General features: G+C 70.0%; 18 protein-coding genes. 4 read left to right on the top strand and 14 right to left on the bottom strand.

What is annotated here, in order from left to right; genetic code table 11:
• Positions 1-11: 11 nt before the first annotated feature.
• The 4 genes from ACIOWN_RS02100 to ACIOWN_RS02085 form a co-directional block, all read right to left on the bottom strand.
• Positions 12-1,673: a cytochrome bc complex cytochrome b subunit gene (locus ACIOWN_RS02100; RefSeq protein ID WP_362349211.1), complete on the bottom strand. Its 1,662-nt coding sequence runs from the start codon at positions 1,671-1,673 to the stop codon at positions 12-14.
• Complete coding sequence (locus ACIOWN_RS02095) at positions 1,670-2,737, bottom strand: Rieske 2Fe-2S domain-containing protein (protein ID WP_398144340.1); 1,068 nt, start codon at positions 2,735-2,737, stop codon at positions 1,670-1,672. The genes ACIOWN_RS02100 and ACIOWN_RS02095 overlap by 4 nt, the downstream gene beginning before the upstream one ends.
• Positions 2,734-3,543: a c-type cytochrome gene (locus tag ACIOWN_RS02090; protein ID WP_401979833.1), complete on the bottom strand. Its 810-nt coding sequence runs from the start codon at positions 3,541-3,543 to the stop codon at positions 2,734-2,736. The genes ACIOWN_RS02095 and ACIOWN_RS02090 overlap by 4 nt, the downstream gene beginning before the upstream one ends.
• Before the next feature lie 62 nt (positions 3,544-3,605).
• Positions 3,606-4,217 (bottom strand): heme-copper oxidase subunit III, encoded by a 612-nt coding sequence (locus ACIOWN_RS02085; protein WP_100572299.1) that lies wholly within the window; start codon positions 4,215-4,217, stop codon positions 3,606-3,608.
• 212 nt (positions 4,218-4,429) lie between these two features.
• On the opposite strand from ACIOWN_RS02085, the gene ACIOWN_RS02080 reads away from it, so the two are divergent.
• Positions 4,430-4,831: a hypothetical protein gene (locus ACIOWN_RS02080; RefSeq protein WP_401979831.1), complete on the top strand. Its 402-nt coding sequence runs from the start codon at positions 4,430-4,432 to the stop codon at positions 4,829-4,831.
• A gap of 100 nt (positions 4,832-4,931) precedes the next feature.
• Here the strand turns inward: ACIOWN_RS02080 and ACIOWN_RS02075 are convergent, their stop codons facing one another.
• From ACIOWN_RS02075 to coxB, 4 genes are all read right to left on the bottom strand, one after another.
• Positions 4,932-6,188: an Ig-like domain-containing protein gene (locus ACIOWN_RS02075; RefSeq protein WP_362349203.1), complete on the bottom strand. Its 1,257-nt coding sequence runs from the start codon at positions 6,186-6,188 to the stop codon at positions 4,932-4,934.
• A gap of 139 nt (positions 6,189-6,327) precedes the next feature.
• Positions 6,328-6,726, bottom strand: a complete 399-nt coding sequence (locus ACIOWN_RS02070) for a cytochrome c oxidase subunit 4 (protein WP_362349201.1) — start codon at positions 6,724-6,726, stop codon at positions 6,328-6,330.
• Positions 6,723-8,468: a cytochrome c oxidase subunit I gene (ctaD, locus tag ACIOWN_RS02065; protein WP_362349199.1), complete on the bottom strand. Its 1,746-nt coding sequence runs from the start codon at positions 8,466-8,468 to the stop codon at positions 6,723-6,725. The genes ACIOWN_RS02070 and ctaD overlap by 4 nt, the downstream gene beginning before the upstream one ends.
• A complete protein-coding gene (gene coxB / locus ACIOWN_RS02060) occupies positions 8,465-9,424 on the bottom strand; it encodes a cytochrome c oxidase subunit II (RefSeq protein WP_362349197.1) in 960 nt (319 codons plus the stop codon). Before coxB ends, ctaD begins: the two co-directional genes overlap by 4 nt.
• Positions 9,425-9,709: 285 nt before the next feature.
• Here coxB and ACIOWN_RS02055 point away from each other — a divergent pair, with 285 nt between their 5' ends.
• Positions 9,710-11,092: a cysteine desulfurase/sulfurtransferase TusA family protein gene (locus ACIOWN_RS02055; protein WP_401979826.1), complete on the top strand. Its 1,383-nt coding sequence runs from the start codon at positions 9,710-9,712 to the stop codon at positions 11,090-11,092.
• A gap of 22 nt (positions 11,093-11,114) precedes the next feature.
• On the opposite strand, the gene ACIOWN_RS02050 is transcribed toward ACIOWN_RS02055, so the two are convergent.
• Positions 11,115-12,089, bottom strand: a complete 975-nt coding sequence (locus tag ACIOWN_RS02050; protein WP_362349195.1) for a carbohydrate kinase family protein — start codon at positions 12,087-12,089, stop codon at positions 11,115-11,117.
• Between the two features lie 1,253 nt (positions 12,090-13,342).
• Here ACIOWN_RS02050 and ACIOWN_RS02045 point away from each other — a divergent pair.
• On the top strand, positions 13,343-14,746 hold the full coding sequence (locus ACIOWN_RS02045; RefSeq protein WP_362349194.1) for a hypothetical protein: 1,404 nt from the start codon (positions 13,343-13,345) through the stop codon (positions 14,744-14,746).
• A gap of 91 nt (positions 14,747-14,837) precedes the next feature.
• On the opposite strand, the gene erpA is transcribed toward ACIOWN_RS02045, so the two are convergent.
• On the bottom strand, positions 14,838-15,194 hold the full coding sequence (gene erpA, locus ACIOWN_RS02040; RefSeq protein WP_100572291.1) for an iron-sulfur cluster insertion protein ErpA: 357 nt from the start codon (positions 15,192-15,194) through the stop codon (positions 14,838-14,840).
• Between the two features lie 251 nt (positions 15,195-15,445).
• Here erpA and nadA point away from each other — a divergent pair, with 251 nt between their 5' ends.
• Complete coding sequence (nadA, locus tag ACIOWN_RS02035; RefSeq protein ID WP_401979823.1) at positions 15,446-16,630, top strand: quinolinate synthase NadA; 1,185 nt, start codon at positions 15,446-15,448, stop codon at positions 16,628-16,630.
• Between the two features lie 85 nt (positions 16,631-16,715).
• Here the strand turns inward: nadA and ACIOWN_RS02030 are convergent, their stop codons facing one another.
• From ACIOWN_RS02030 to ACIOWN_RS02015, 4 genes are all read right to left on the bottom strand, one after another.
• On the bottom strand, positions 16,716-19,823 hold the full coding sequence (locus ACIOWN_RS02030; protein WP_401979820.1) for an efflux RND transporter permease subunit: 3,108 nt from the start codon (positions 19,821-19,823) through the stop codon (positions 16,716-16,718).
• A 202-nt stretch (positions 19,824-20,025) separates the two neighbouring features.
• A complete protein-coding gene (locus ACIOWN_RS02025) occupies positions 20,026-20,709 on the bottom strand; it encodes a response regulator transcription factor (protein ID WP_362349188.1) in 684 nt (227 codons plus the stop codon).
• Complete coding sequence (locus ACIOWN_RS02020) at positions 20,706-21,926, bottom strand: sensor histidine kinase (RefSeq protein WP_362349186.1); 1,221 nt, start codon at positions 21,924-21,926, stop codon at positions 20,706-20,708. The genes ACIOWN_RS02025 and ACIOWN_RS02020 overlap by 4 nt, the downstream gene beginning before the upstream one ends.
• 158 nt (positions 21,927-22,084) lie before the next feature.
• Positions 22,085-22,363: a hypothetical protein gene (locus ACIOWN_RS02015; RefSeq protein ID WP_100572286.1), complete on the bottom strand. Its 279-nt coding sequence runs from the start codon at positions 22,361-22,363 to the stop codon at positions 22,085-22,087.
• Positions 22,364-22,398: the final 35 nt, after the last annotated feature.

The raw sequence follows: 22,398 nt of genomic DNA, 5'->3' as shown, positions 1-22,398 counted from the left end.
GCGGTCAGTGATCAGTGGTGGCCGTGGCCGCTCGTGATCTCCCTGTACTCCTCGACGGTCGGCTTCGGGATCTGGTTGTCCTCGCCGTAGTACGCGTTGCTGAGCTTGGCGCGGAGCTTCTGCGAGCCCTTGATCTTGCGTTCGACACCGTTCTCGTCGACCGCCGGACCGATCTCGGCCGGCTCGTACTGGTCGTGCGCCGTGAGCGTGAAGAGCTGCTCCTGGCTCAGCGGCTCGTGCACCTCGATGAACTCACCGTGCGGCAGGCGCTTGATGATGCCGGTCTCGCGGCCGTGCAGCACCTTGTCCTTGTCGCGGCGCTGGAGGCCGAGGCAGATCCGCTTGGTGGCGACGAACGCGATGACCGGTCCGACGAAGAAGCCGATCCGGACGAACCAGGTGACCGCGTTGATCGACAGGTGGAAGTGCGTGGCCCACAGGTCGTTGCCGCCGCCGACCAGCGTGATCATGTACATCGTGATCCAGGCGACACCGAACGCGGTACGCGTCGGGGCGTTGCGCGGGCGGTCCAGGATGTGGTGCTCGCGCTTGTCGCCGGTGATCCACGACTCGATGAACGGGTAGACCGCCAGCGCGGCCAGCACCAGGCCGAAGAGGACCAGCGGGATGAACACGCCCAGGACGAGCGTGTGGCCCCAGAAGTTGACCTCCCAGCCCGGCATGAAGCGGACCAGACCCTCGGCGAAGCCCATGTACCAGTCGGGCTGGGCGCCGGTGGACACCTGGTCCGGACGGTACGGGCCGATCACCCAGATCGCGTTGATCTCCACGATCGCCGCGATGACCGCGAGGACACCGAAGACCAGGAAGAAGAAGCCGCCGGCCTTGGCCATGTACACCGGCAGCAGCGGCATGCCCACGACGTTCTTGTTGCTCTTGCCGGGACCCGCGAACTGCGTGTGCTTGTGGTAGAAGACCAGGATCAGGTGGGCGACCACCAGGCCCAGCATGATGCCGGGCAGCAGCAGGATGTGGATCGAGTAGAACCGCGCCACGAAGTCGTGGCCGGGGAACTCGCCGCCGAAGAGGAAGTACGAGATGTACGTGCCGACGATCGGCATGGACAGGATCGCGCCCTCGGTGAAGCGGACACCGGTGCCGGAGAGCAGGTCGTCCGGGAGCGAGTAACCGGTGAAACCGGTGAACATGCCCAGGGCGAACAGCAGGAAGCCGAACAGCCAGTTGATCTCACGCGGCTTGCGGAACGCGCCGGTGAAGAACACGCGCATCATGTGCACGAACATGCCGGCGAGGAAGATCAACGCGGCCCAGTGGTGGATCTGCCGGATGAGCAGACCACCGCGCACCTCGAAGGAGATGTGCATGGTCGAGTTGAACGCCTCGGACACCAGCTGACCCTGCAGCGGGACGTACGAGCCGTTGTACACCACCTCGTTCATCGAGGGGTGGAAGAACAGCGTCAGGTACACACCCGTGAGGATGATGATGATGAAGCTGTACAGGCAGACTTCGCCCAACATGAACGACCAGTGGTCGGGGAAGATCTTGCGCATGTTGGCCTTGGCCAGGGAGTAGATCCCCAGCCGGCCGTCGGCCCAGTCGGCGATCCGCTCGCCGGCCGGTGCCTTCCCGCGAGAGCGGCCCGCCGCGCCGGCGGCGGACGGATTCGTGTTGGCTGCTGATGTACTCATCCGCGCTCCCAGAATGCAGGACCGACGGGCTCCTCGAAGTCGCCGAGCGCCTGGAGGTAACCCTCGCTGTCCACGCCGATGCGCAGCTGCGGCAGAGCGTGGCCGGCGGGGCCGAAGATCACTCGGGCACCGTCGGAGAGGTCGAAGGTGGACTGGTGGCACGGGCACAGGGCGTGGTGCGTCTGCTGCTCGTACAGGGAGATCGGGCAGCCCACGTGGGTGCAGATCTTCGAGAAGGCGACGATGCCCTCGTGTCCCCAGTCGAGTTCGCGCTTGTCCTTGATGTCGCCCGGCTCGAGCCGGATGATCATCAGGGCCGCCTTGGCGATCTCGTTGGCGAAGTCCTCGTCCGTCTCCTTGAGACCGCCGGGCATCGCGAAGGTGAGCGAGCCGACCGAGACGTCCTCGGGACGCAGCGGAAGGTTGGTGTTCATGTTGACGAGGCGCTTGCCCTTGGCCCACAGCGTGTGGCGCAGGCTGGTCCCGGGCAGCGGGCCCAGGTCGCGCAGCAGCATGACGCCGGACAGCGGCACCAGCGTGAGCGCGCCGAGCATCGTGTTGCGGATCAGCTTGCGACGGCCGATCGCCGACTCCTTGGCGCCCTGCTTGAAGTCCGCGTGGACCTTCGCACGGACCTCGGGGGACGCCTCGATCGGGTGACGCTCGTCGGCGACCTCGACGTCGGACATCAGGGTGCGGGCCCAGTGGACCGCGCCCGCGCCGATCGCGAACAGCGCCACGCCCAGCGTCAGGCCGAGCGCGAAGTTCAGCGCGTTGATGTGCCCGAGCGGGAAGACGAAGATCGACTTGTCGTGCGGGATCGTCACGTACGAGGCGATGAAGCCGATGGTGGCCAGCATCGACACCGTGAACATCAGGGCGACGGCGCGCTCTGACCGCTTGGCGGCCCGCTCGTCGATGTCCTGGATGCGGTGCTCGTGGGGCGGCAGTCCCGGGTCGGCGAACGGGGCCCGCTCGTCCGCCACGGAGACCGCGCCGCGCCCGTGCTCGTGGGCTGCCTGCTCTGCGGGCAGGTTCTCTTCAGGAATGTCTTGGCTACTCATGACTTCTTGGCCTTTGCGGTCCGAGCGGCGACCCAGACGGCGACCGCGACAAGGGCACCCAGCCCGAAGATCCAGGCGAACAGACCCTCGGTGACCGGTCCGAGGCCACCCAGGTCCATACCGCCCGGGGTCGTGGTCTCGTCACCGTTGACCGCGTCGAGGTACGCGATGATGTCCTTCTTGTTCTTCTCCGGCAGCAGCGTGTCGGGGAAGGAAGGCATGTTCTGCGGGCCGGTCTGCATGGCCTCGTAGATGTGCTTGTTGCTCACACCCGTGAGGTTCGGGGCGTACTTGCCGTGCGTCAGCGCACCGCCCTTGCCGGTGAAGTTGTGGCACTGGGCGCAGTTGGTGCGGAACAGCTCACCGCCCTTGGCGGCGTCCGCGCCCTCGGGGCTGTACTGGTTGGCCATCGGCACGTTGGGGCCGGCGCCCAGGGACGCGATGTACGCGGCGAGCTGGTCGATCTCGGCCTGGTTGTAGATGACCTTCTTGCGCGGGATCTGCGCGCCCGGCTGCTGGGCCGGCATACGGCCGGTGCCCACCTGGAAGTCGACCGCCGCGGCGCCCACGCCCACCAGGGTGGGACCGTCAGTGGTGCCCTGCCCACCGGTGCCGTGGCAGCTTGCGCAGCCGACCAGATAGAGCTTCCTGCCCTCCTCGATGGTGAGGGACTGGGCGGTGTCCTCGGCCTTCGCCTTGCTCGCGGGCGCGAACGCGGTGTACAGCCCCCCAGTGGCCGCCAGCGCGAAGAGTAGGACGACGACCGCCGCCAGCGGATGGCGTCGTCGTGCGGAGAGCTTTTTCACGGATTACCCCGGTGTCAGGATCTTCTGCGTCGATGCTTTGCGGACTTGGATCGGTTCGTCGGCTACTTGATCAGGTAGATCGTGGCGAAGAGTCCGATCCAGACGACATCGACGAAGTGCCAGTAGTAGGACACGACGATGGCCGCGGTCGCCTGCTCGTGGGTGAACCTCCGGGCCGCGTAGGTACGGCCGAGGACCAGCAGGAAGGCGATGAGACCGCCCGTCACGTGCAGCCCGTGGAAGCCGGTGGTCAGGTAGAACACCGAGCCGTACGGGTCGGAGGACAGCGAGATGCCGTCCTTCTTCACCAGCTCGGTGTACTCGAAGATCTGACCGCCGATGAAGATCGCACCCATGATGAAGGTGACGATGAACCAGCCCCGGAGCTTCTTCACGTCACCGCGCTCGGCGGCGAACACGCCGAGCTGGCAGGTGAGCGAGGAGAGCACCAGGATCGTGGTGTTCACCGACGAGAAGGGGACGTTGAGAGCGCCCGCCATCTCCTTCCAGTGCGCCGGACCCGTCACCGATCGCAGGGTGAAGTACATCGCGAAGAGGGCCGCGAAGAACATCAGCTCGGAACTCAGCCAGATGATGGTTCCGACGCTGGTGAGGTTCGGTCGGTTGACCGACGGGTGCGCGTGCCCGGTTTCTACTGTCGTTGCTGTCGCCACGCCGACATTATGTCGGTCGCTTATCCCGCCCTCACCCCGGGGGGTGCCGTTCGGAGTGTCCCGGGGGTGTGCTGTGCCCATACGGCCCGTCGAAGGGCTGTTCCAAACGCTGTCTACCAGGGGTTGAAGGGGGTAGCATCCGCGCCATCGGTACCCGGAAGTTCCCGACAGTTCCCGACGGGGTTCTCCCCGACCAACGACGCGGAGGAACAATGCAGGCGACCGCCACGGTGCTGGTCTACAGCGACGACGCCAACACCCGGGAGCAGGCGCGGCTGGCCTGCGGCCGGCGGCCGGCTCCGGACGCCCCCGTGGTGGAGTTCCTGGAGTGCGCCACGCCCGCCGCGGTCCTCAAGGAGCTGGACCGGGGCGGCATCGACGTCTGTGTCCTGGACGGCGAGGCCGTGCCCATGGGCGGCATGGGCATGTGCCGGCAGATCAAGGACGAGGTCTTCAACTGCCCTCCGGTGCTGCTGCTCATCGGACGGCCGCAGGACGCGTGGCTGGCCACGTGGAGCCGGGCGGACGCGGCGGTCACCCTCCCGGTGGAGCCGGTGGAGTTCGCGGCCGCGCTGGCGTCCCTGCTGCGCAAGAAGGCGCTGAGCGGCGTCTGAGCCCCTGGGGCGAGGCCGGGCGGGCCCACGGCCCGTGCCCTGCGCGACCACGGGCCGCCCTGCGCCCCTCGCCGCGTCTCACACGCTCTGCGACCCCGTCTCACACGCTCTGCGGGCTCAGCCGCGGCTTGTTCTGCGCCCCGAGCCCGCCCCCGTCGGAGGCGGTGGCGCTGCCCTGGAGCCACTTCTGCCAGGGCATGTTCCAGTCGCCGAAACCGTTGTCGAACAGCTCCATGTCCCCGCCGACCGAGTTGACCACCTGGACCAGGTCGCCCTCGTGGATGGTGTTGAAGAACCAGGAGGCGTTGGGGGTGCTCATGCCGGTGCAGCCGTGGCTGACGTTGGCCGCGCCCTGCGAGCCGACGGACCACGGGGCGGCGTGGACGTACTCGCCGCTCCAGGTGACACGGGTGGCGTAGTACACGGGCAGGTCGTACGAGTCCTTGGAGCCCTCGGCGATGCCGACGGTGGAGCTCTTCATCCGTACGAAGTACTGCTTGGCGAGGACGACCTTGATGCCGTTGCGGGTGGCGAAGCCGGGCTTGCCGGTGGTGATGGGGATCTCCTTGATCTTCTCGTCGTTCCGGTAGACCGTCATCAGGTGCTTGGCGGCGTCCGTGAGCGCGACGATCCGGTCACCCGTGGTGATCTTCAGCGACTTGGCCGCGCCGCCCCGCAACCGGTCGCTGATCTTGATGTTCTCCAGGTTGCTGTGCGCCTCGACGGTGGCGTTGGCGGGCCAGTAGTCCTGCGGGCGGTAGTGGAGCTCCTTGTCGCTGACCCAGTACCAGGAGCCCTGCACGGAGGGCTTGGAGTCGACCCTGAGACCGCGCTCCACGATGGCCCGCTGGGCCTTGTCCTTGACGGGCTGGTCGAGTTCGGCCGTGATGGGCTGCCCGACGCCGTAGGTGCCCGCCTCCGGGCCGAACGTGACGTTCAGGCGCTGCTGGCCCTCGGGCTTGTCCGTGTCGAACATGAGCACCTTGCGGCCGGGTTTTCCGGCTTCGTCCTCGGTGCTCACCCGGACCGTGTAGTGGGTGCCGGCGGCGAGCGGTGAGGTGCTGTGCCAGCGGCTTCCGTCGGCGGCCAGTTCGCCGGAGACGCGGCGCCCCGCGGCGTCCATGGCCGTGACGTCCGTGATCCGCCCGTCCGCGCCCTGAGCGGTGACTTCCAGGGGCTTGTCCGGGTCCGCCTTCTTCCCGGCGTCCTTGGGGCCGCTGAAGGAGATCTGGTCCGCCGCGTCGTACGGGTGGGCGGCCAGCGGGTTGCCGTCCGATCCGCAGGCGGTGGCACTCGCGCCGAGGGCGGCGACCAGCAGGGCGGCTCCCGCTCCACGGGAAATCACAGTGGTGGTCATGGCCCTCACGCTAGGGAGCTTCGTCACCTCCGGCGCGGTGGATCACCCGTCCGAGGGAATCTGTGGGCCAAAAGAGGGAGTCCGGGCTCTCCAGGTGGAGAGTCCGGACTCCCTGGTGTTCAGCGGTGTCCCGCGAGGGTCACTGGGTGCGGTTCTCGCCGCGGTAGTACTCGAAGACCCAGCCCCAAACGGAGATCATGATGATGGGTGCCGCGAAGTAGACGAGCCACCAGCCGACCGCGATGCCGAGGAAGGCCAGCGCGCCGCCGATGCCGAGGCCGAGCGGCTGCCAGCTGTGCGGGCTGAAGAAGCCCAGCTCGCCGGCGTCGTCGGCGACATCCGCCTCCTTGTTGTCCTGGGCGCCCACGTCGACCCGCCGGGCCGTGAAGCCCAGGTAGAAGCCGATCATGATGGACAGGCCGAAGGCCATGAAGAGCGCCGTCGCGCCGACCGCTTCCTTCGACCACACGCCGTAGACGATGGCGGTGATGAGCAGGAAGACGCTCAGCCACATGAACATCTTGCCCTGGATCTTCACTTGCCGGCCTCCTTGCCGCCAGCGAGGGCTGCCTTCCCGGTGTCGCCGTGACCGGCGTTCTCGAGCTGGTCGAGCGCGGCGATCTCGGGGTGGTGCAGGTCGAACGCCGGGGATTCGCTGCGGATCCGCGGCAGGGTGAGGAAGTTGTGCCGCGGCGGCGGGCAGGAGGTCGCCCACTCCAGGGAGCGGCCGTAGCCCCACGGGTCGTCGACGCCGACCGGCTTGCCGTACTTGGCGGTCTTCCAGACGTTGTAGAAGAACGGCAGGACGGACAGGCCGAGCACGAACGAGAAGATCGTCGACACCGTGTTCAGCGCGGTGAAGCCGTCGGCCGCCAGGTAGTCGGCGTACCGGCGCGGCATGCCCTCCACGCCCAGCCAGTGCTGGATCAGGAAGGTGCCGTGGAAGCCGATGAACAGCAGCCAGAAGGTGATCTTGCCCAGCCGCTCGTCGAGCATCTTGCCGGTGAACTTCGGCCACCAGAAGTGGAATCCGGCGAACATCGCGAACACCACGGTGCCGAAGACGACGTAGTGGAAGTGCGCCACCACGAAGTACGAGTCCGAGATGTGGAAGTCCAGCGGCGGCGCGGCCAGGATCACACCGGTCAGACCACCGAAGACGAAGGTGATCAGGAAGCCGGTCGCCCACAGCATCGGTGTCTCGAAGGAGAGACTTCCCTTCCACATGGTGCCGACCCAGTTGAAGAACTTCACACCGGTCGGGACCGCGATCAGGAAGGTCATGAACGAGAAGAACGGCAGCAGCACGCCACCCGTGACGTACATGTGGTGCGCCCACACCGTCACCGACAGACCGGCGATGGCGATGGTCGCGCCGATCAGGCCCATGTAGCCGAACATCGGCTTGCGGGAGAAGACCGGGATGATCTCACTGACGATGCCGAAGAACGGCAGCGCGATGATGTACACCTCGGGGTGCCCGAAGAACCAGAACAGGTGCTGCCACAGCAGCGCACCGCCGTTGGACGCCTCGAAGATCTGGGCGCCGAACTTGCGGTCCGCCTCCAGCGCGAGCAGCGCCGCCGCCAGGACCGGGAAGGCCAGCAGGACCAGCACGGCGGTCAGCAGCACGTTCCAGACGAAGATCGGCATGCGGAACATGGTCATGCCGGGCGCGCGCATGCAGATGATCGTGGTGATGAAGTTGACCGAGCCGAGGATGGTGCCGAAGCCGGACAGGGCCAGACCCATGATCCACAGGTCACCGCCGAGACCCGGCGAGTGCACCGCGTCCGACAGCGGGGTGTAGCCGAACCAGCCGAAGTCGGCGGCACCCTGCGGGGTGAGGAAACCGCCCACCGCGATCAGCGAGCCGAACAGGTAGAGCCAGTAGGCGAACATGTTCAGCCGCGGGAAGGCCACGTCCGGGGCGCCGATCTGCAGCGGCATGATCCAGTTCGTGAAGCCCGCGAACAGCGGCGTCGCGAACATCAGCAGCATGATCGTGCCGTGCATCGTGAACGCCTGGTTGAACTGCTCGTTCGACATGATCTGCAGACCCGGACGGGCCAGCTCGGCGCGCATGAGGAGCGCCATCACGCCGCCGATGCAGAAGAACGCGAACGACGTCGCCAGGTACAGCGTTCCGATCGTCTTGTGGTCGGTGGTCGTCAGCCACTTCACCGCGAGATTGCCCGGTTGCCTGCGCCGGACCGGCAGCTCGCTCTCGTAAGAGTCCTCAGCTGCCGCGGCACCCTGAGGTTCGTTGAGGATGCTCACAGCTTGTTCGTCTCCCGGTTCTTCTCGTGGCTCGTCTGCGCGATGCCTGCGGGAACGTAACCGGTCTGCCCCTTCTTGGCGAGGTCCTTGAGGTGCTGCTCATAGCGCTCGGGCGAGACGACCTTCACGTTGAACAGCATCCGGGAGTGGTCCTGGCCGCACAGCTCGGCGCACTTGCCCCGGAAGGTGCCCTCCATGGTGGGGGTCACCTGGAAGGAGTTGGTGTGGCCGGGGATGACGTCCTGCTTCATCAGGAACGGCAGCACCCAGAACGAGTGGATGACGTCCCGCGAGGTGAGGATGAAGCGGACGGTCTTGCCCTTGGGCAGCCACATGGTGGGGCCGGGGTTGCCGTTCTGCGGGTTCCGCGTCCCCGGGATGCCGTAGTCGTAGACACCGCCGGCGTTCGCCGGGAAGTCCGTCTTGAACCGGTCCGGAATCGCCTTCAGGTTCTTGTCGGTCTTCGCGTCGCCCGACGAACCGGCGACGGGCTCGATGTAGTTGAAGGCCCAGCTCCACTGGTAGCCGACGACGTTCACCGTGACGTCCGGCTTCTTGGAGAGGTCCAGGAGCTTGGACTCGTCACGGGCCGTGAAGTAGAAGAGCACCGAGACGATGACAAGGGGGACCACCGTGTACAGCGCCTCGATGGGCATGTTGTACCGGGTCTGCGGAGGAACCTCCACCTTGGTGCGGCTGCGCCGGTGGAAGAAAGCACTCCACAGGATCAGACCCCACACCAGGCAGCCGACGGCGAGCGCGGCCGCCCAGGACCCCTGCCACAGCGAGAGGATCCGGGGAGCCTCCTCCGTGGTCGGGGTGGGCATACCCAGCCGGGGAAAGTCCTTGTATGTGCAACCGGTCGCGGTCGCCAGGACCAGGCCCGCAGTCAGTGCCTGCAGCAGCTTCCGCCGCATCGGGCGCCGCGGCGAGCGGTCGGAGCCGTTGGGACTCACGTAGCGCCTTCCCGAGAGTCTCGCCCGCGCTGTTCGGCTGCGGCCTTCTCGCTGGTCGGTCGCGGCCCTGCGTCGGGCAGGGGTTTGGATGTTTATGCGGACCAAACCCTACTGGACGCCTTCCGGCGGGTCGCGGGGAGGGTGCCATACGCGCGGCGGGTCGCTCCGAAGGGGTGGGATACCCCTGCGTGGACCGGTTTGTGAGGGGGCTTCGGGGCGCCCGATGAGGGGCGTATGCACCCTTTGTCGTGACTGGATGTCCCCGGCAGCGCTTAGCGTTGGCATGTGGCCTACTTCGACGCTGCTTCCAGTGCTCCCCTTCATCCCGTCGCCCGGCAGGCGCTGCTGGCCGCCCTCGACGAGGGGTGGGCCGACCCCGCTCGCCTCCACCGCGAGGGCCGCCGGGCCCGGTTGCTGCTGGACGCGTCCCGGGAGGCGGCCGCGGAGGCGGTGGGCTGCCGGGCCGACGAGCTGACGTTCACCTCGTCCGGGACGCGGGCCGTGCACAGCGGGATCGCGGGGGCGCTGGCGGGTCGCCGCCGGGTCGGACGCCACCTGATCGTGTCAGAGGTCGAACACTCTTCGGTGCTCCACTCCGCCGAGGCGCACGAGGCGGACGGCGGGTCGGTCACGCGGGTGCCGGTCGACCGGCAGGGCCGGGTGGCCGTGGGCTCGTACGAGGCGGCGCTGCGGGAGGACACCGCGCTGGCCTGCCTCCAGTCGGCCAACCACGAGGTGGGCACCGAGCAGCCGGTCGCCGAGGTGGCCTCGGTGTGCCGGGCGGCGGGCGTCCCGCTGCTGGTGGACGCGGCGCAGTCGCTGGCCTGGGGCCCGGTCGGCGGCGACTGGTCGCTGCTGACGGCGAGCGCCCACAAGTGGGGCGGGCCGTCCGGGACCGGGCTGCTCGTCGTGCGCAAGGGGGTGCGGTTCGCGCCGCGCGGGCCGGTGGACGAGCGGGAGTCGGGCCGGGCGGCCGGGTTCGAGAACATCCCGGCGATCGTCGCGGCGGCGGCCGCGCTGCGGGCGGTACGGGCGGAGGCGGCCGAGGAGGCGGTACGGCTGCGGGAGTTGACGGAGCGGATCCGGGCGCGGGTGCCGCGGCTGGTGCCGGACGTGGAGGTCGTGGGCGATCCGGTCCGCCGGCTGCCGGGCGTCGTCACCTTCTCCTGTCTCTATGTCGACGGGGAGACATTGCTGCACGAACTGGACCGCGAGGGCTTCTCCGTCTCCTCCGGTTCGTCCTGCACGAGCAGCACGCTGACGCCGAGCCACGTCCTGAACGCGATGGGCGTGCTGAGCGAGGGCAATGTGCGGGTGTCGCTGCCGTCCGGGACGCCGGAGGAGGAGGTCGAGCGGTTCCTGGCCGTCCTGCCGGGCGCGGTGGCGGGGGTGCGGGAGAAGCTCGGGGCGCCGGCCGCGGCGGCACCGGCCGCCGTGCGGGAGGACGCGCTGGTCGTGGACGCCCTCGGCAGGCGCTGCCCGATCCCGGTGATCGAGCTGGCCAAGGTCTTCGGGGACGTGCCGGTCGGCGGCACGGTGCGCGTCCTGTCCGACGACGAGGCGGCGCGGCTGGACATTCCGGCGTGGTGCGAGATGCGCGGGCAGGAGTACGTGGGCGAGGAGCCGGCGGACGAGGGTTCGGCCTACGTCGTCCGCCGGGTCTCCTAGATCTTTTGGGTCCTGCGCCCCGTCAGGCGAGGTGGGTGCGGACCTCGCGGGCCGCGTCGTCGCCGTAGGCCTTGGTGAAGCGCTCCATGAAGTGGGCGCGGCGAAGCTGGTACTCCTGGGTGCCCACGGTCTCGATCACCAGCGTGGCCAGCATGCAGCCGACCTGGGCGGCGCGCTCCAGGGAGACGCCCCAGGCGAGGCCCGAGAGGAACCCGGCGCGGAAGGCGTCGCCGACGCCCGTCGGGTCGGCCTTGCGCTCCTCGTCCGGGCAGCCGACCTCGACCGGGTCGGCGCCGGCGCGCTCGATGCGGACGCCGCGCGAGCCGAGGGTGGTGACCCGGTGGCCGACGCGGTCGAGGATCTCGGCGTCGCTCCAGCCGGTCTTGGACTCGATGAGGCCCTTCTCGTACTCGTTGGAGAACAGGTACGTCGCCCCGTCAAGCAGTATCCGGATCTCGTCGCCGTTCATCCGGGCGATCTGCTGGGAGAAGTCGGCGGCGAACGGGATGGTGCGCGAGCGGCACTCCTCGGTGTGCCGGAGCATCGCCTCCGGGTCGTCCGCGCCGATCAGGACCAGGTCGAGACCGCCGACGCGGTCGGCGACGGTCTTGAGCTCGATGAGGCGGGCCTCGCTCATCGCGCCCGTGTAGAAGGAGCCGATCTGGTTGTGGTCGGCGTCCGTGGTGCACACGAAGCGGGCGGTGTGCAGGGTCTCGGAGATGCGGACCGAGGAGGTGTCGACGCCGTGCCGGTCCAGCCAGGCCCGGTACTCGCCGAAGTCGGGTCCGGCGGCGCCGACCAGGACCGGCCGGGTGCCGAGCTGGCCCATGCCGAAGGCGATGTTGGCGCCGACTCCGCCGCGCCGGACGTCCAGCTGGTCGACCAGGAAGGAGAGCGAGACCGTGTGCAGCTGATCCGCGACGAGCTGGTCGGCGAATCGGCCGGGGAAGGTCATGAGGTGGTCGGTGGCGATGGAGCCGGTGACTGCGATGCGCACGGCGTGGACGCTCCTGGAGTCAGGGGGGATTGACAGTTCACGCTACCCGCTCCTGCGGTCGCTGCCCACGCCGCCGCTCGTCGCGCCGGGGCCGCGCCCGCCATATCCCCACGGATGCCCTCGCCTGACGGCACCCGACCGGGCCGGCGCTCCACCGCCCGCGCCCCGGCCGGTGTACGGCCGTGACCCGACCGGCGTACGGCAGGGAACCGCGCGCTCCCCCACCGCGTCCCATCGCCGTCCCCCACCCGGGGGATGCGGGCTACGACGTGGAACAGCACCTGTGCAGGCGAAGGAGCGATGCGGTGGACACCGAGCGACCCGACCACGACAACGAGTCCCGGGACACCGCCGAGGAATCCCGGAACCGGGGAAAGGAGCCCGGGCCGGAGGCCTCGGCCCCGGAAACCCGGTCCGATGCCCGGCCCGGGCCCGAGGACCAGGCCGCGCCCGGGACCCGCTCCGCGCCCGAGGAACGACCCGAGCCCGACACCGAGACCCATCCGGGGGCTGGGCCCGAGTCCGAGGCCGGACCCCAGTCTGGGACTCGTTTCGAGCCCAAGGGCCGGTCCGCGTCCGAGGACGGGGCCGGATCCCCATCCGGGGCCCCATCCGGAGCCCCGTCTGAACCCAGGTCCGAGGACAAGGCCAGGCCCGGGGCCGACGCGGGGCCCCAGGTTCGGGCCGAGTCCGGGGGCGAAGCCCGGTCCGGTTCCGGTGTCCGGTCCAAGCCCGAGGCTCACGACGAGCCCGCGAACGAGGCCGACCCCAAGAACCAGACCCGACCGGAAGCCGAAGCGCGGCCCGCCGCCCATGCTGACGCCGCAGGCGAAACCCGAACCGGCTCCCACGTCCAGTCCAAGACCCAAGCTCACGCCCAGCCCACGAACGAGGCCGACCCCAAGAACCAGACCGGACCCGAAGACGAAGCGGGACGCGGGGCCGGGGCCGAGGCCGGGCGGGAAGTCCGGGCCGGTTTCGGCGGCGGGTCCAGGCCCGCGGGGCGCACTGAGTCTGAGGTCGAGGCCCCAGCCGGGTCGGCGGGTGGGGTCCCGGAGGGGGTGACCCCGCGGGTTCCGGTGACTCCGAAAGCCCCGGAGGTTCAGGAGGTCTCCCAGGAGGTCGGCGGCCCGGAGGGCCCGCAGGGCGCCGGAGTCCCGCGGATTCCGCGAGTTCCGGATGTCACCGGGGCCCCGGACGGTGCGGGCCGAGCCGGGGGCAGGCGGGGGCGGTCGCCTGTGGTGATCGCGTCGGTGGCCGCCGCCGTGTTGCTGGTGGGCGGGGGCGGGGCCGTGCTCGCCGCGGATCCCGGGGGGCATACGGCGGCGTCCGGCGGGCACGGCACGCCGCGGCCGCTCGTCCTCGACGGCTACACCGCCCCCGGCTCCGGCGGTACGAACGGAATCGCGCCCGGTGAGCCCAACCCGTACGGCACGACGTACCGGGTCGTGGGCCCGCTGCCCGACGGACCCGGCTCGGCGCCGGTGTACCGGGCGCGGGGCGAGGTCACCCGGGACGAGGTGGCCCGGCTCGCCGAGGCGCTCGGCGTCGACGGGACGCCGGTGGCCGACGCCGAGGCGTGGCGGGTCGGGTCCGGGAAGGACGGTTCCGGGCCGGCCCTCCGTGTCGAGCGGAAGGCGCCGGGTGCCTGGACGTTCAGCCGGAACGCGCCGGGCTCCGACGACTGCAAGGGCGCCCTGTGCATGCATCACCCGGCGGACCCGTCCGCCGTCCCGGTGAACACGGCGGCGGCACTGAAGGCGGCGGCCCCGGTGCTCAAGGCCCTGGGGCAGGACGACGCCAAGGCGGACGCCACCCAGACCATGGGTGAGCTCCGGGTCGTCAACGCCGATCCACGGGTCGGCGGGCTGCCCACGTACGGCTGGACGACCGGCCTGAACATCGACCGGCAGGGCGAGGTGGCCGGCGGCAGCGGTCAGCTCAAGGCGCCGGTGAAGGGCGACACCTACCCCGTGCTGAGCGCGCGCGAGACGCTGGACCTGATGAACAGGGTCCCGCGGGCCGGCCACCGCATGGGCATCGGCGGCTGCGCCACTCCCGTACCGCACAAGGACCGCCTGGAGGCACCGTGCGGGGCGGCGGACTCCCCCGCCCCGGACAACGCCGTCACCATCGGCAAGGCCGTCTTCGGTCTGGCCGCGCACTCCTCCGGGGGGCAGCAGACGCTCGTCCCGTCCTGGCTGTTCGAGGTGAAGGCGCCGGCCGGGCAGGACGCCGGTTCCACGGTGGCGTACCCGGCCGTCGCACCGGAGTACCTGACCTCGACCCCGCCGCCCTCCGGGCAGCAGCGGCGGACGAGTCCGGCGCCGAGGGGCTCGGACGGCGCCCCGGTCACGCACACCGTGAAGGTGACCGGCTACCGCACCGAGGGCGAGGAGCTGACCGTCCGCTTCGAGGGCGGGGTGTGCGCCGACTACCGGGCGTCGGCGCGGGAGAGCTCCGGCCGGGTGACGGTCACGGTGACCGAGACCGCGTGGCCGGACACGGTCTGCATCATGATCGCCGAGGAGTACCGGCGCACCGTGCACCTGGACCGGCCGCTCGGCGACCGCGAGGTGGTCGGCCCGGACGGGCAGGCGATCCCCCTGGAGCGGCCGGGAGCGCGGCTGCCGAAGGCGCCCTCGCTCACCCGCTGACGCCTTCGGGAGGACAGGAAGAACGGGGGGAACAGGAAGGCGGCGGACCCGTGAACGGGTCCGCCGCCTTCCGTGTCCTACCGTGCCCCGATCAGCTGAAGGAGTCGCCGCAGGCGCAGGAACCGGTCGCGTTCGGGTTGTCGATCGTGAAGCCCTGCTTCTCGATGGTGTCCACGAAGTCGATGGTGGCGCCGCCCAGGTAGGGGGCGCTCATGCGGTCGGTGACGACCTTGACCCCGTCGAAGTCCTTCTCCACGTCGCCGTCGAGGGAACGCTCGTCGAAGAAGAGCTGGTAGCGCAGGCCGGAGCAGCCGCCGGGCTGGACGGCGACACGCAGGGCGAGATCGTCACGGCCTTCCTGGTCGAGCAGGGCCTTGACCTTGGACGCGGCGGCGTCGGTCAGGATGATGCCGTCGGTGACGGTGGTGGTCTCGTCCGATACGGACATCTACATCTCTCCCGGGTTGTACGGAGACTGCTTGCCGACGAGTGCAACCGGCAAGGCCGCGGAATCATTCCGGGCCGGGCGCGTGCTTTTTCTCTTCTCCAGGCTCGTCCTCTTCATGCTCGCACACGAGTGGGAATGCGGACCTGAGGCCGGGATTCACGTCACATGGACACTATGGACATCGTCAAAGTGACGTGAAGCGGCTATGATATATAGCGTCAGTTCGACGAAAAGTAGAAAGGGTGCGTGTCGTGACCACCGCCCAGACCCAGGACCTCGACGTCCAGCCGACGCCGCTCGCCCTCCTGCTCCTCGGCCGCGAGGCCGACCCGAGGAGCGAGCGCGGTGTCGAGTGCCCCGGTGACCTGCCCGCCCCGTCCGACCCGGACCTGGTGGCCCGGGCCCGCACGGCCAAGGAGAAGCTCGGCAGCAAGGTCTTCGTGCTCGGCCACCACTACCAGCGCGACGAGGTCATCCAGTTCGCCGACGTCACGGGCGACTCCTTCAAGCTGGCCCGGGAGGCGGCCGCGCGCCCGGAGGCCGAGTACATCGTGTTCTGCGGTGTGCACTTCATGGCCGAGTCCGCGGACATCCTGACGTCCGACGAGCAGAAGGTGGTCCTGCCGGACCTGGCGGCCGGCTGCTCCATGGCCGACATGGCCACGGCCGAGCAGGTCGCCGAGTGCTGGGACGTGCTCACCGAGGCCGGGATCGCCGACCAGGTCGTCCCGGTGTCGTACATGAACTCCTCCGCCGACATCAAGGCCTTCACGGGCAAGCACGGCGGCACGATCTGCACGTCGTCGAACGCCGAGCGGGCGCTGGAGTGGGCCTTTGAGCAGGGCGAGAAGGTCCTGTTCCTGCCCGACCAGCATCTGGGCCGGAACACCGCCGTACGGGACATGGGCATGTCGCTGCACGACTGCGTCGTCTACAACCCGCACAAGCCGAACGGCGGGCTCACCGCCGAGGAGCTGCGAGCGGCGAAGATGATCCTGTGGCGGGGGCACTGCTCGGTGCACGGCCGCTTCAGCCTGGACTCGGTCAACGACGTCCGCGAGCGGATCCCCGAGGTGAACGTGCTGGTGCACCCCGAGTGCAGGCACGAGGTCGTGGCCGCGGCGGACTACGTCGGGTCGACCGAGTACATCATCAACAAGCTCGACGCCGCGCCGGCCGGCTCCAAGTGGGCCATCGGCACGGAGCTGAACCTGGTACGGAGGCTGGCGAACCGTTACGCCTCCGAGGACAAGGAGATCGTCTTCCTCGACAAGACGGTCTGCTTCTGCTCCACGATGAACCGCATCGACCTGCCCCACCTGGTCTGGGCCCTGGAGTCCCTCGCCGAGGGCAACCTGGTCAACCGCATCCAGGTGGACAAGGAGACGGAAGGCCACGCCAAGCTCGCCCTGGAGCGCATGCTGGCGCTGCCGTAGCGGCTCCGGCCACCGCACGGCGGTCGCGAAACGGCGAAGGCCCGGTCCAGTGGACCGGGCCTTCGCCGTTGTTCACGCGGTGTGCTTACACGCCGGCGGTTTCCAGCACCTTCTCCTGCGCCGTGGCCCGCTTCGCCTCGCGCTTCTTCGCCCGGCGCTCCTTGCGGAGTTCCAGCATGGCGTAGAGCGTCGGGACCAGGAGCAGGGTCAGCAGGGTGGAGGTGATCAGACCGCCGATCACGACCACGGCCAGCGGCTGGGCGATGAAGCCGCCCTCGCCGGTGATGCCCAGGGCCATCGGGAGCAGAGCGAAGATCGTGGCCAGGGCCGTCATGAGGATCGGGCGCAGACGGTGGCGGCCGCCTTCCACCACGGCCTCGACGATTCCGTAGCCCTGCTCGCGGTACTGGTTGACGAGGTCGATCAGCACGATCGCGTTGGTCACCACGATGCCGATCAGCATCAGCATGCCGATCATCGCCGGGACGCCCATCGGCGTGCCCGTGAGGATCAGCAGGCCGAGCGCGCCGGTGGCCGCGAACGGGATGGAGACCAGCAGGATCAGCGGCTGGACCAGCGAGCGGAAGGTCGCGACCAGCAGCATGAAGACGATCGCGATCGCCGCCAGCATGGCCAGGCCCAGGTTCTTGAAGGCGTCGCTCTGGTCGGAGGTGACGCCCCCGATCTCGGCCGTCGCGCCCGCGGGCAGCTTCAGCGCGTCGATCTTGGACTGGAGGCTCGCGCTGACCGCGCCGGTGTTGTCACCGGTCGGCTTGGCCGTGATCGTGGCGGCCCGCTGACCGTCGATCCGGGTCATCGACACCGGTCCGTCGACCAGCTTGACGGTCGCGATGTCGCCGAGCTTCACGGGGCCGAGCCTCAGGTTCTTCAGCTCGTCCAGGGTCGTCGCCGACTTCGCCGACCGGATGACGACGTTCCGCTCGGTGTCGTCCAGCATCGCCTTGGCGGCGTTGGTGCCCTTGACCGCCTGGGCGACGGCCATGCCGAGGCTCTGGTCGGTGAAGCCGGCCGCCGCCGCCTTGTCGTTGGCCCGCACCGAGATGCGCGGCACGCTCTGCGACAGGTCGCTGGTGACGTCGGTGACGTCCTTCAGCCCGGCGACCGCCGTGCGGACCTGCTCGGAGGCCTGACGCAGCGCGCCGGAGTCGCCCGCCTTGACGACCACCTTCAGGTCCTGGTCGCCGAAGCCGCTGCCGGCCGCGATCGTGGTGGTGCCGATGCCGGACAGCTTGTGCAGGCGGTCCTCGATGCGGGTCCGCACGTCGTCGGCGGACGCGGAGTCGTCGATCATCACCTGGTAGGAGGCCCGGTTGGTGTCCGTACCGCCGCCGAAGGCCGCCATGAAGCCGGAGGAGCCGATCGTGACCTGGTAGTCCTTGACCCCGTCGACCTCGGCGAGCTCCTGCTCGACCTTGCGGGCCGCCGCGTCCGTCGCCGCCAGGCTGGTGCCCGGCTTCAGCTGCTGCTTGATGCTGAGGACCTTCTGGTCGCCGGGGTCGAAGAAGTTCGTCTTCAGCAGCGGGGTCATGCCGAAGGTGACGAACAGGACGGCGACCGCGATCAGCACACTGGTCAGGCGCCGCCGGGTGGCGAAGCGCAGGACAGGGACGTAGAGGCGCTGGAGGCGGCTGGCGGCCTCCTTCTCCTCGGCCCGGCGGCGGGCCTCCTCGGCCTGGGCGGGCGTGCCCTTCGGGGCGCGCAGGAACCAGTACGACAGCACCGGCACGACCGTCAGCGACACCAGCAGCGAGGCCAGCAGGGCCGCGGTGACGGTGAGGCTGAACGGTCCGAACAGCTCGCCCACCATGCCGCCGACCAGGCCGATCGGCAGGAACACGGCGACCGTGGTGAGCGTGGAGGAGGTCACCGCGCCGGCCACCTCGCGCACCGCGGTGAGGATGGCCTCGCGGCGCTCCTCGCCGTAGCCGAGATGGCGCTTGATGTTCTCCAGGACCACGATCGAGTCGTCGACGACCCGGCCGATGGCGATGGTCAGCGCGCCCAGCGTCAGCATGTTCAGCGACAGGTCGCGGGTCCACAGCACGATCAGCGCGAGGACCACGGAGAGCGGGATCGACACCGCCGTCACGAGCGTGGAGCGGACCGAGGCCAGGAAGGCCAGGATGACCAGGACCGCGAAGAGCAGGCCGAGCGCGCCCTCGGTGGTCAGGCCGTCGATGGCCTTGGCCACGGCCGGGCCCTGGTCGCTGACCACGGTGATCTTCGCCCCGGAGCCGAGCGCGTCGCGCAGGGCGGGCAGCTTGTCCTCGACGGCGTTCGAGATGGCGACCGCGCTGCCGTCGTGGTCCATGGTGACGACGACGGCGAGGCTGGGCCTGCCGTTCGTACGGGTGATGGAGTCGCTCTTGGCCGGCTCCTGCTTGACGGTGGCGACGTCGCCGAGCCGCACCGGCTTCTTCGCGCCCGCGCCCTCACCGGCCACCATCAGGTCCTGGATCTGCTTCAGCGAGGTGAAGCCGCCGCCGACCTGGACGGTGCGGTTGGCGCCGTCCTCGTCGAAGGAACCGGCCGGAAGGGTGGCGCCGCCCGCCTGGAGGGCCTGGCTCAGGGCAGCGGAGCCGAGGCCGGCCGCGGCGAGCTTCTTGTCGTCCGGGGTGACGGTGACCTGGAGGTCCCGTACGCCGTCGACGGTGACCTGGCCCACGCCGTCGATGTTCTTCAGCTCCGGTACGACCGCCTTGCCGAGCTGGTCGGCCAGGGCCTGCTGGTCCTTGTCGGAGGTGACGGCGAGGACGACGGTGGGCATGTCGTCGGTGGAACCGGCCACCACCTGCGGCTCGACATCGCCCGGAAGCTGGGCGCGGGCCCGGTTGACGGCCTGCTGGACGTCGGCGACGAGCTGCTTGGTGTTGTTGCCGTAGTCGAAGGACGCCATGAGCACGGCGTTGCCCTCGCTGGCCGTGGAGGTGACGCCGGTGATGCCGTCGACGGCCTTGATGCTGTTCTCGAGGGGCTCGACGACCTGCTTCTCCACGACGTCCGGGGACGCGCCCTGGTAGGGCGCCAGCACGGACACGATGGGAAGCTCGATGCTGGGCAGGAGCTGCTGCTTGAGCTGGGGTATCGCGATCGCGCCGAAGACGAGCGCGACGATCGACATCAGTCCGATCAGGGCTCGTTGCGCGAGGCTGAATCTGGACAGCCAGGACATGGGTCAGGGTCTCTATTCTGTGAGCGGCAGGCGGCACGGGCGCACACAGGGAGCGCCACCCCTACACCTTCGGGCACGCGCGGACGCGGATCCGTAGCCCCCTGGTCCATTTCCGCGGCGGCTCCTACTCCCTGCGCAGTACGCGGTGTGCCCGGCGCTCCACCCCTGGACGTACCGGGCCGGGCGCGGCCGCGGGGGCCGCTCACTGCGACCTGGGACGGACCAGTCCTGACTCGTAGGCGATGACGACGAGTTGGGCCCGGTCTCGGGCGCCGAGCTTGGCCATGGCCCGGTTGACATGGGTCTTCACGGTCAGCGGACTGACCTCCAGGCGCTCGGCGATCTCGTCGTTGGAGCAGCCGCCGGCGACCTGGACGAGCACCTCGCGCTCCCGCACGGTCAGCGCGTCCAGCCGGGTGGGGCGGGTCCGGTCTCGGTCGTCGTCCGAAGCGTCGCCCTGGGCGAGGAAGCGGGCGATCAGGCCCTTGGTGGCCACCGGGGACAGCAGCGCGTCCCCCTTCGCCGCGATCCGGATGGCGCTCAGCAGTTCCTCGGGTTCGCTGCCCTTGCCGAGGAAGCCGCTGGCGCCCGCGCGCAGCGACCGCACCACGTAGTCGTCCACCTCGAAGGTGGTCAGGATGACCACGTGCACCTGGGCGAGGGAGGGGTCGGCGCTGATCATGCGGGTGGCCGCGAGGCCGTCGGTGCCGGGCATCCGGATGTCCATGAGCACCACGTCGGCCCGCTGCTCCTTGGCGAGCCGTACGGCCTCCTCGCCGTCGGACGCCTCCCCCACCACCTCCATGTCCGGCTCGGAGTCGACAAGCACCCGGAAGGCACTGCGCAGCAGCGCCTGGTCGTCGGCGAGCAGGACACGGATCGTCATACGGGGTCCCCCGGGGCGCGCGTGCGGGTCTCGACCGGCAGGATCGCATGGACGCGGAAACCGCCGCCGTAGCGGGGGCCGGTGGTGAGGGTGCCGACCAGGGCGGTGACCCGCTCGCGCATGCCCAGCAGCCCGTGTCCGCCGCCCGGCTGCGTGCCCGCGGTCCGGCCGGCCCCGTCGTCCAGGACCGTGATCTCGATGTGCGGTCCGACGCGTACGACGCTGACCTCCGCCTTCGCCCGGGTGCCCGCGTGCTTGTGCACATTGGTGAGGGCCTCCTGGATGACCCGGTAGGCGGCCAGGTCCACGGCGGCCGGCAGGGTGGTGCCGTGGTCGGCGCGGGCGACCTCGACGCGCAGTCCGGCGTTGCGGAAGGTGCCGACGAGCTCGTCGAGGCGGTCCAGGCCGGGGGCCGGTTCCGTGGGGGCCTCCGGGTCGCCGGACTGCCGGAGCAGGCCCACGGTGGCGCGCAGTTCGTCGAGCGCGGAGCGGCTGGCCTCCCGGACGTGCCCGAGGGCCTCCTTGGCCTGGTCGGGCCGCTTGTCCATGACGTGGGCCGCGACCCCGGCCTGCACATTGACCAGGGCGATGTGGTGGGCGACGACGTCGTGCAGGTCGCGCGCGATGCGCAGGCGTTCCTCGGCGACGCGGCGGCGGGCCTCCTCCTCACGGGTGCGCTCGGCGCGCTCGGCGCGTTCCCTGATGGCGTGCACGAAGGCACGGCGGCTGCGGACGGCGTCACCGCCGGCGGCGGCCATCCCCGTCCAGGCGAAGATCGCCAGGTTCTCCTGCGCGTACCAGGGCATCGGCCCGGCGAGCATGGCGGCGCCGGTCAGCACGGTCATGGTGGCAAGGCCAAGGCGCAGGGCGGTGAGGCGGTCGGTGGCGGCCGCGACGGTGAAGAGGGCGACCACGGCGGACATGGCGACGGGGGCGCGGGGGTCCCCGGTGACGAACTCGACGACGGACATGGTGCCGGTGGCGGCGAGCACGGCGCGGGGGGCGCGGCGGCGCAGGACGAGGGCGGCGGCGCCGAGGACCATGAGGAGCATGCTGAGCAGGTCCGGCCTGCGCACGCCCCAGCTGACGACGTGGTCGCCGCGCGGGCCCACGAAGGAGCCGACCACCATGCACACGAGGACACCGGCCGCGAGGGCCGCGTCCAGTGCGAGGGGGTGCGCCTTCAGCCGGCATCGGGCGCGATCGAGGGTGGTCACGCCTGCCTACGGTACGGGGTGGCACGCCGCACGGGGACGGGGCGCCCGACGCGGGAACGCCGGAGTCCGACGCAGGGCGCGGCGCCGTCCGCCGCGGAGGGGGGCCTTACCCGGACCTCCCGGGCCTCCCCCGGGCCCCGCCCGGCCTCAGCCTGATCTCACCCGGGGATGAGGCCGTCGTCGCTCAGCAGGTCCCGGACCTCTTCCAGGGTGGCGTCCGCGGAGGGGAGGATCAGGTCGGACGGCTCCAGGGAGTCGTCCGGCACGGGCTCGCCCAGTTCGCGGACCCTGGACAGCAGGGCCGCGAGGGTGCGACGGAAGCCGGGGCCGTCGCCCTTCTCCATCTCGGCCAGGAGTTCGTCGTCCAGCTTGTTCAGGTCGGCGAGGTGGCCGTCGGCCAGCCTCACCTGTCCCTCTCCCATGATCCGTACGATCATGTCGCCCTCCTCGGCGTGGCCCCGGCTGTCGGTGA

It is taken from the genome of Streptomyces sp. NPDC087787 (genome assembly GCF_044743035.1).
Taxonomy (GTDB): Bacteria; Actinomycetota; Actinomycetes; order Streptomycetales; family Streptomycetaceae; genus Streptomyces.
The sequence above is the reverse complement of the archived record's forward strand: the minus strand, read 5'-3'. Positions and strand labels throughout refer to the sequence as shown.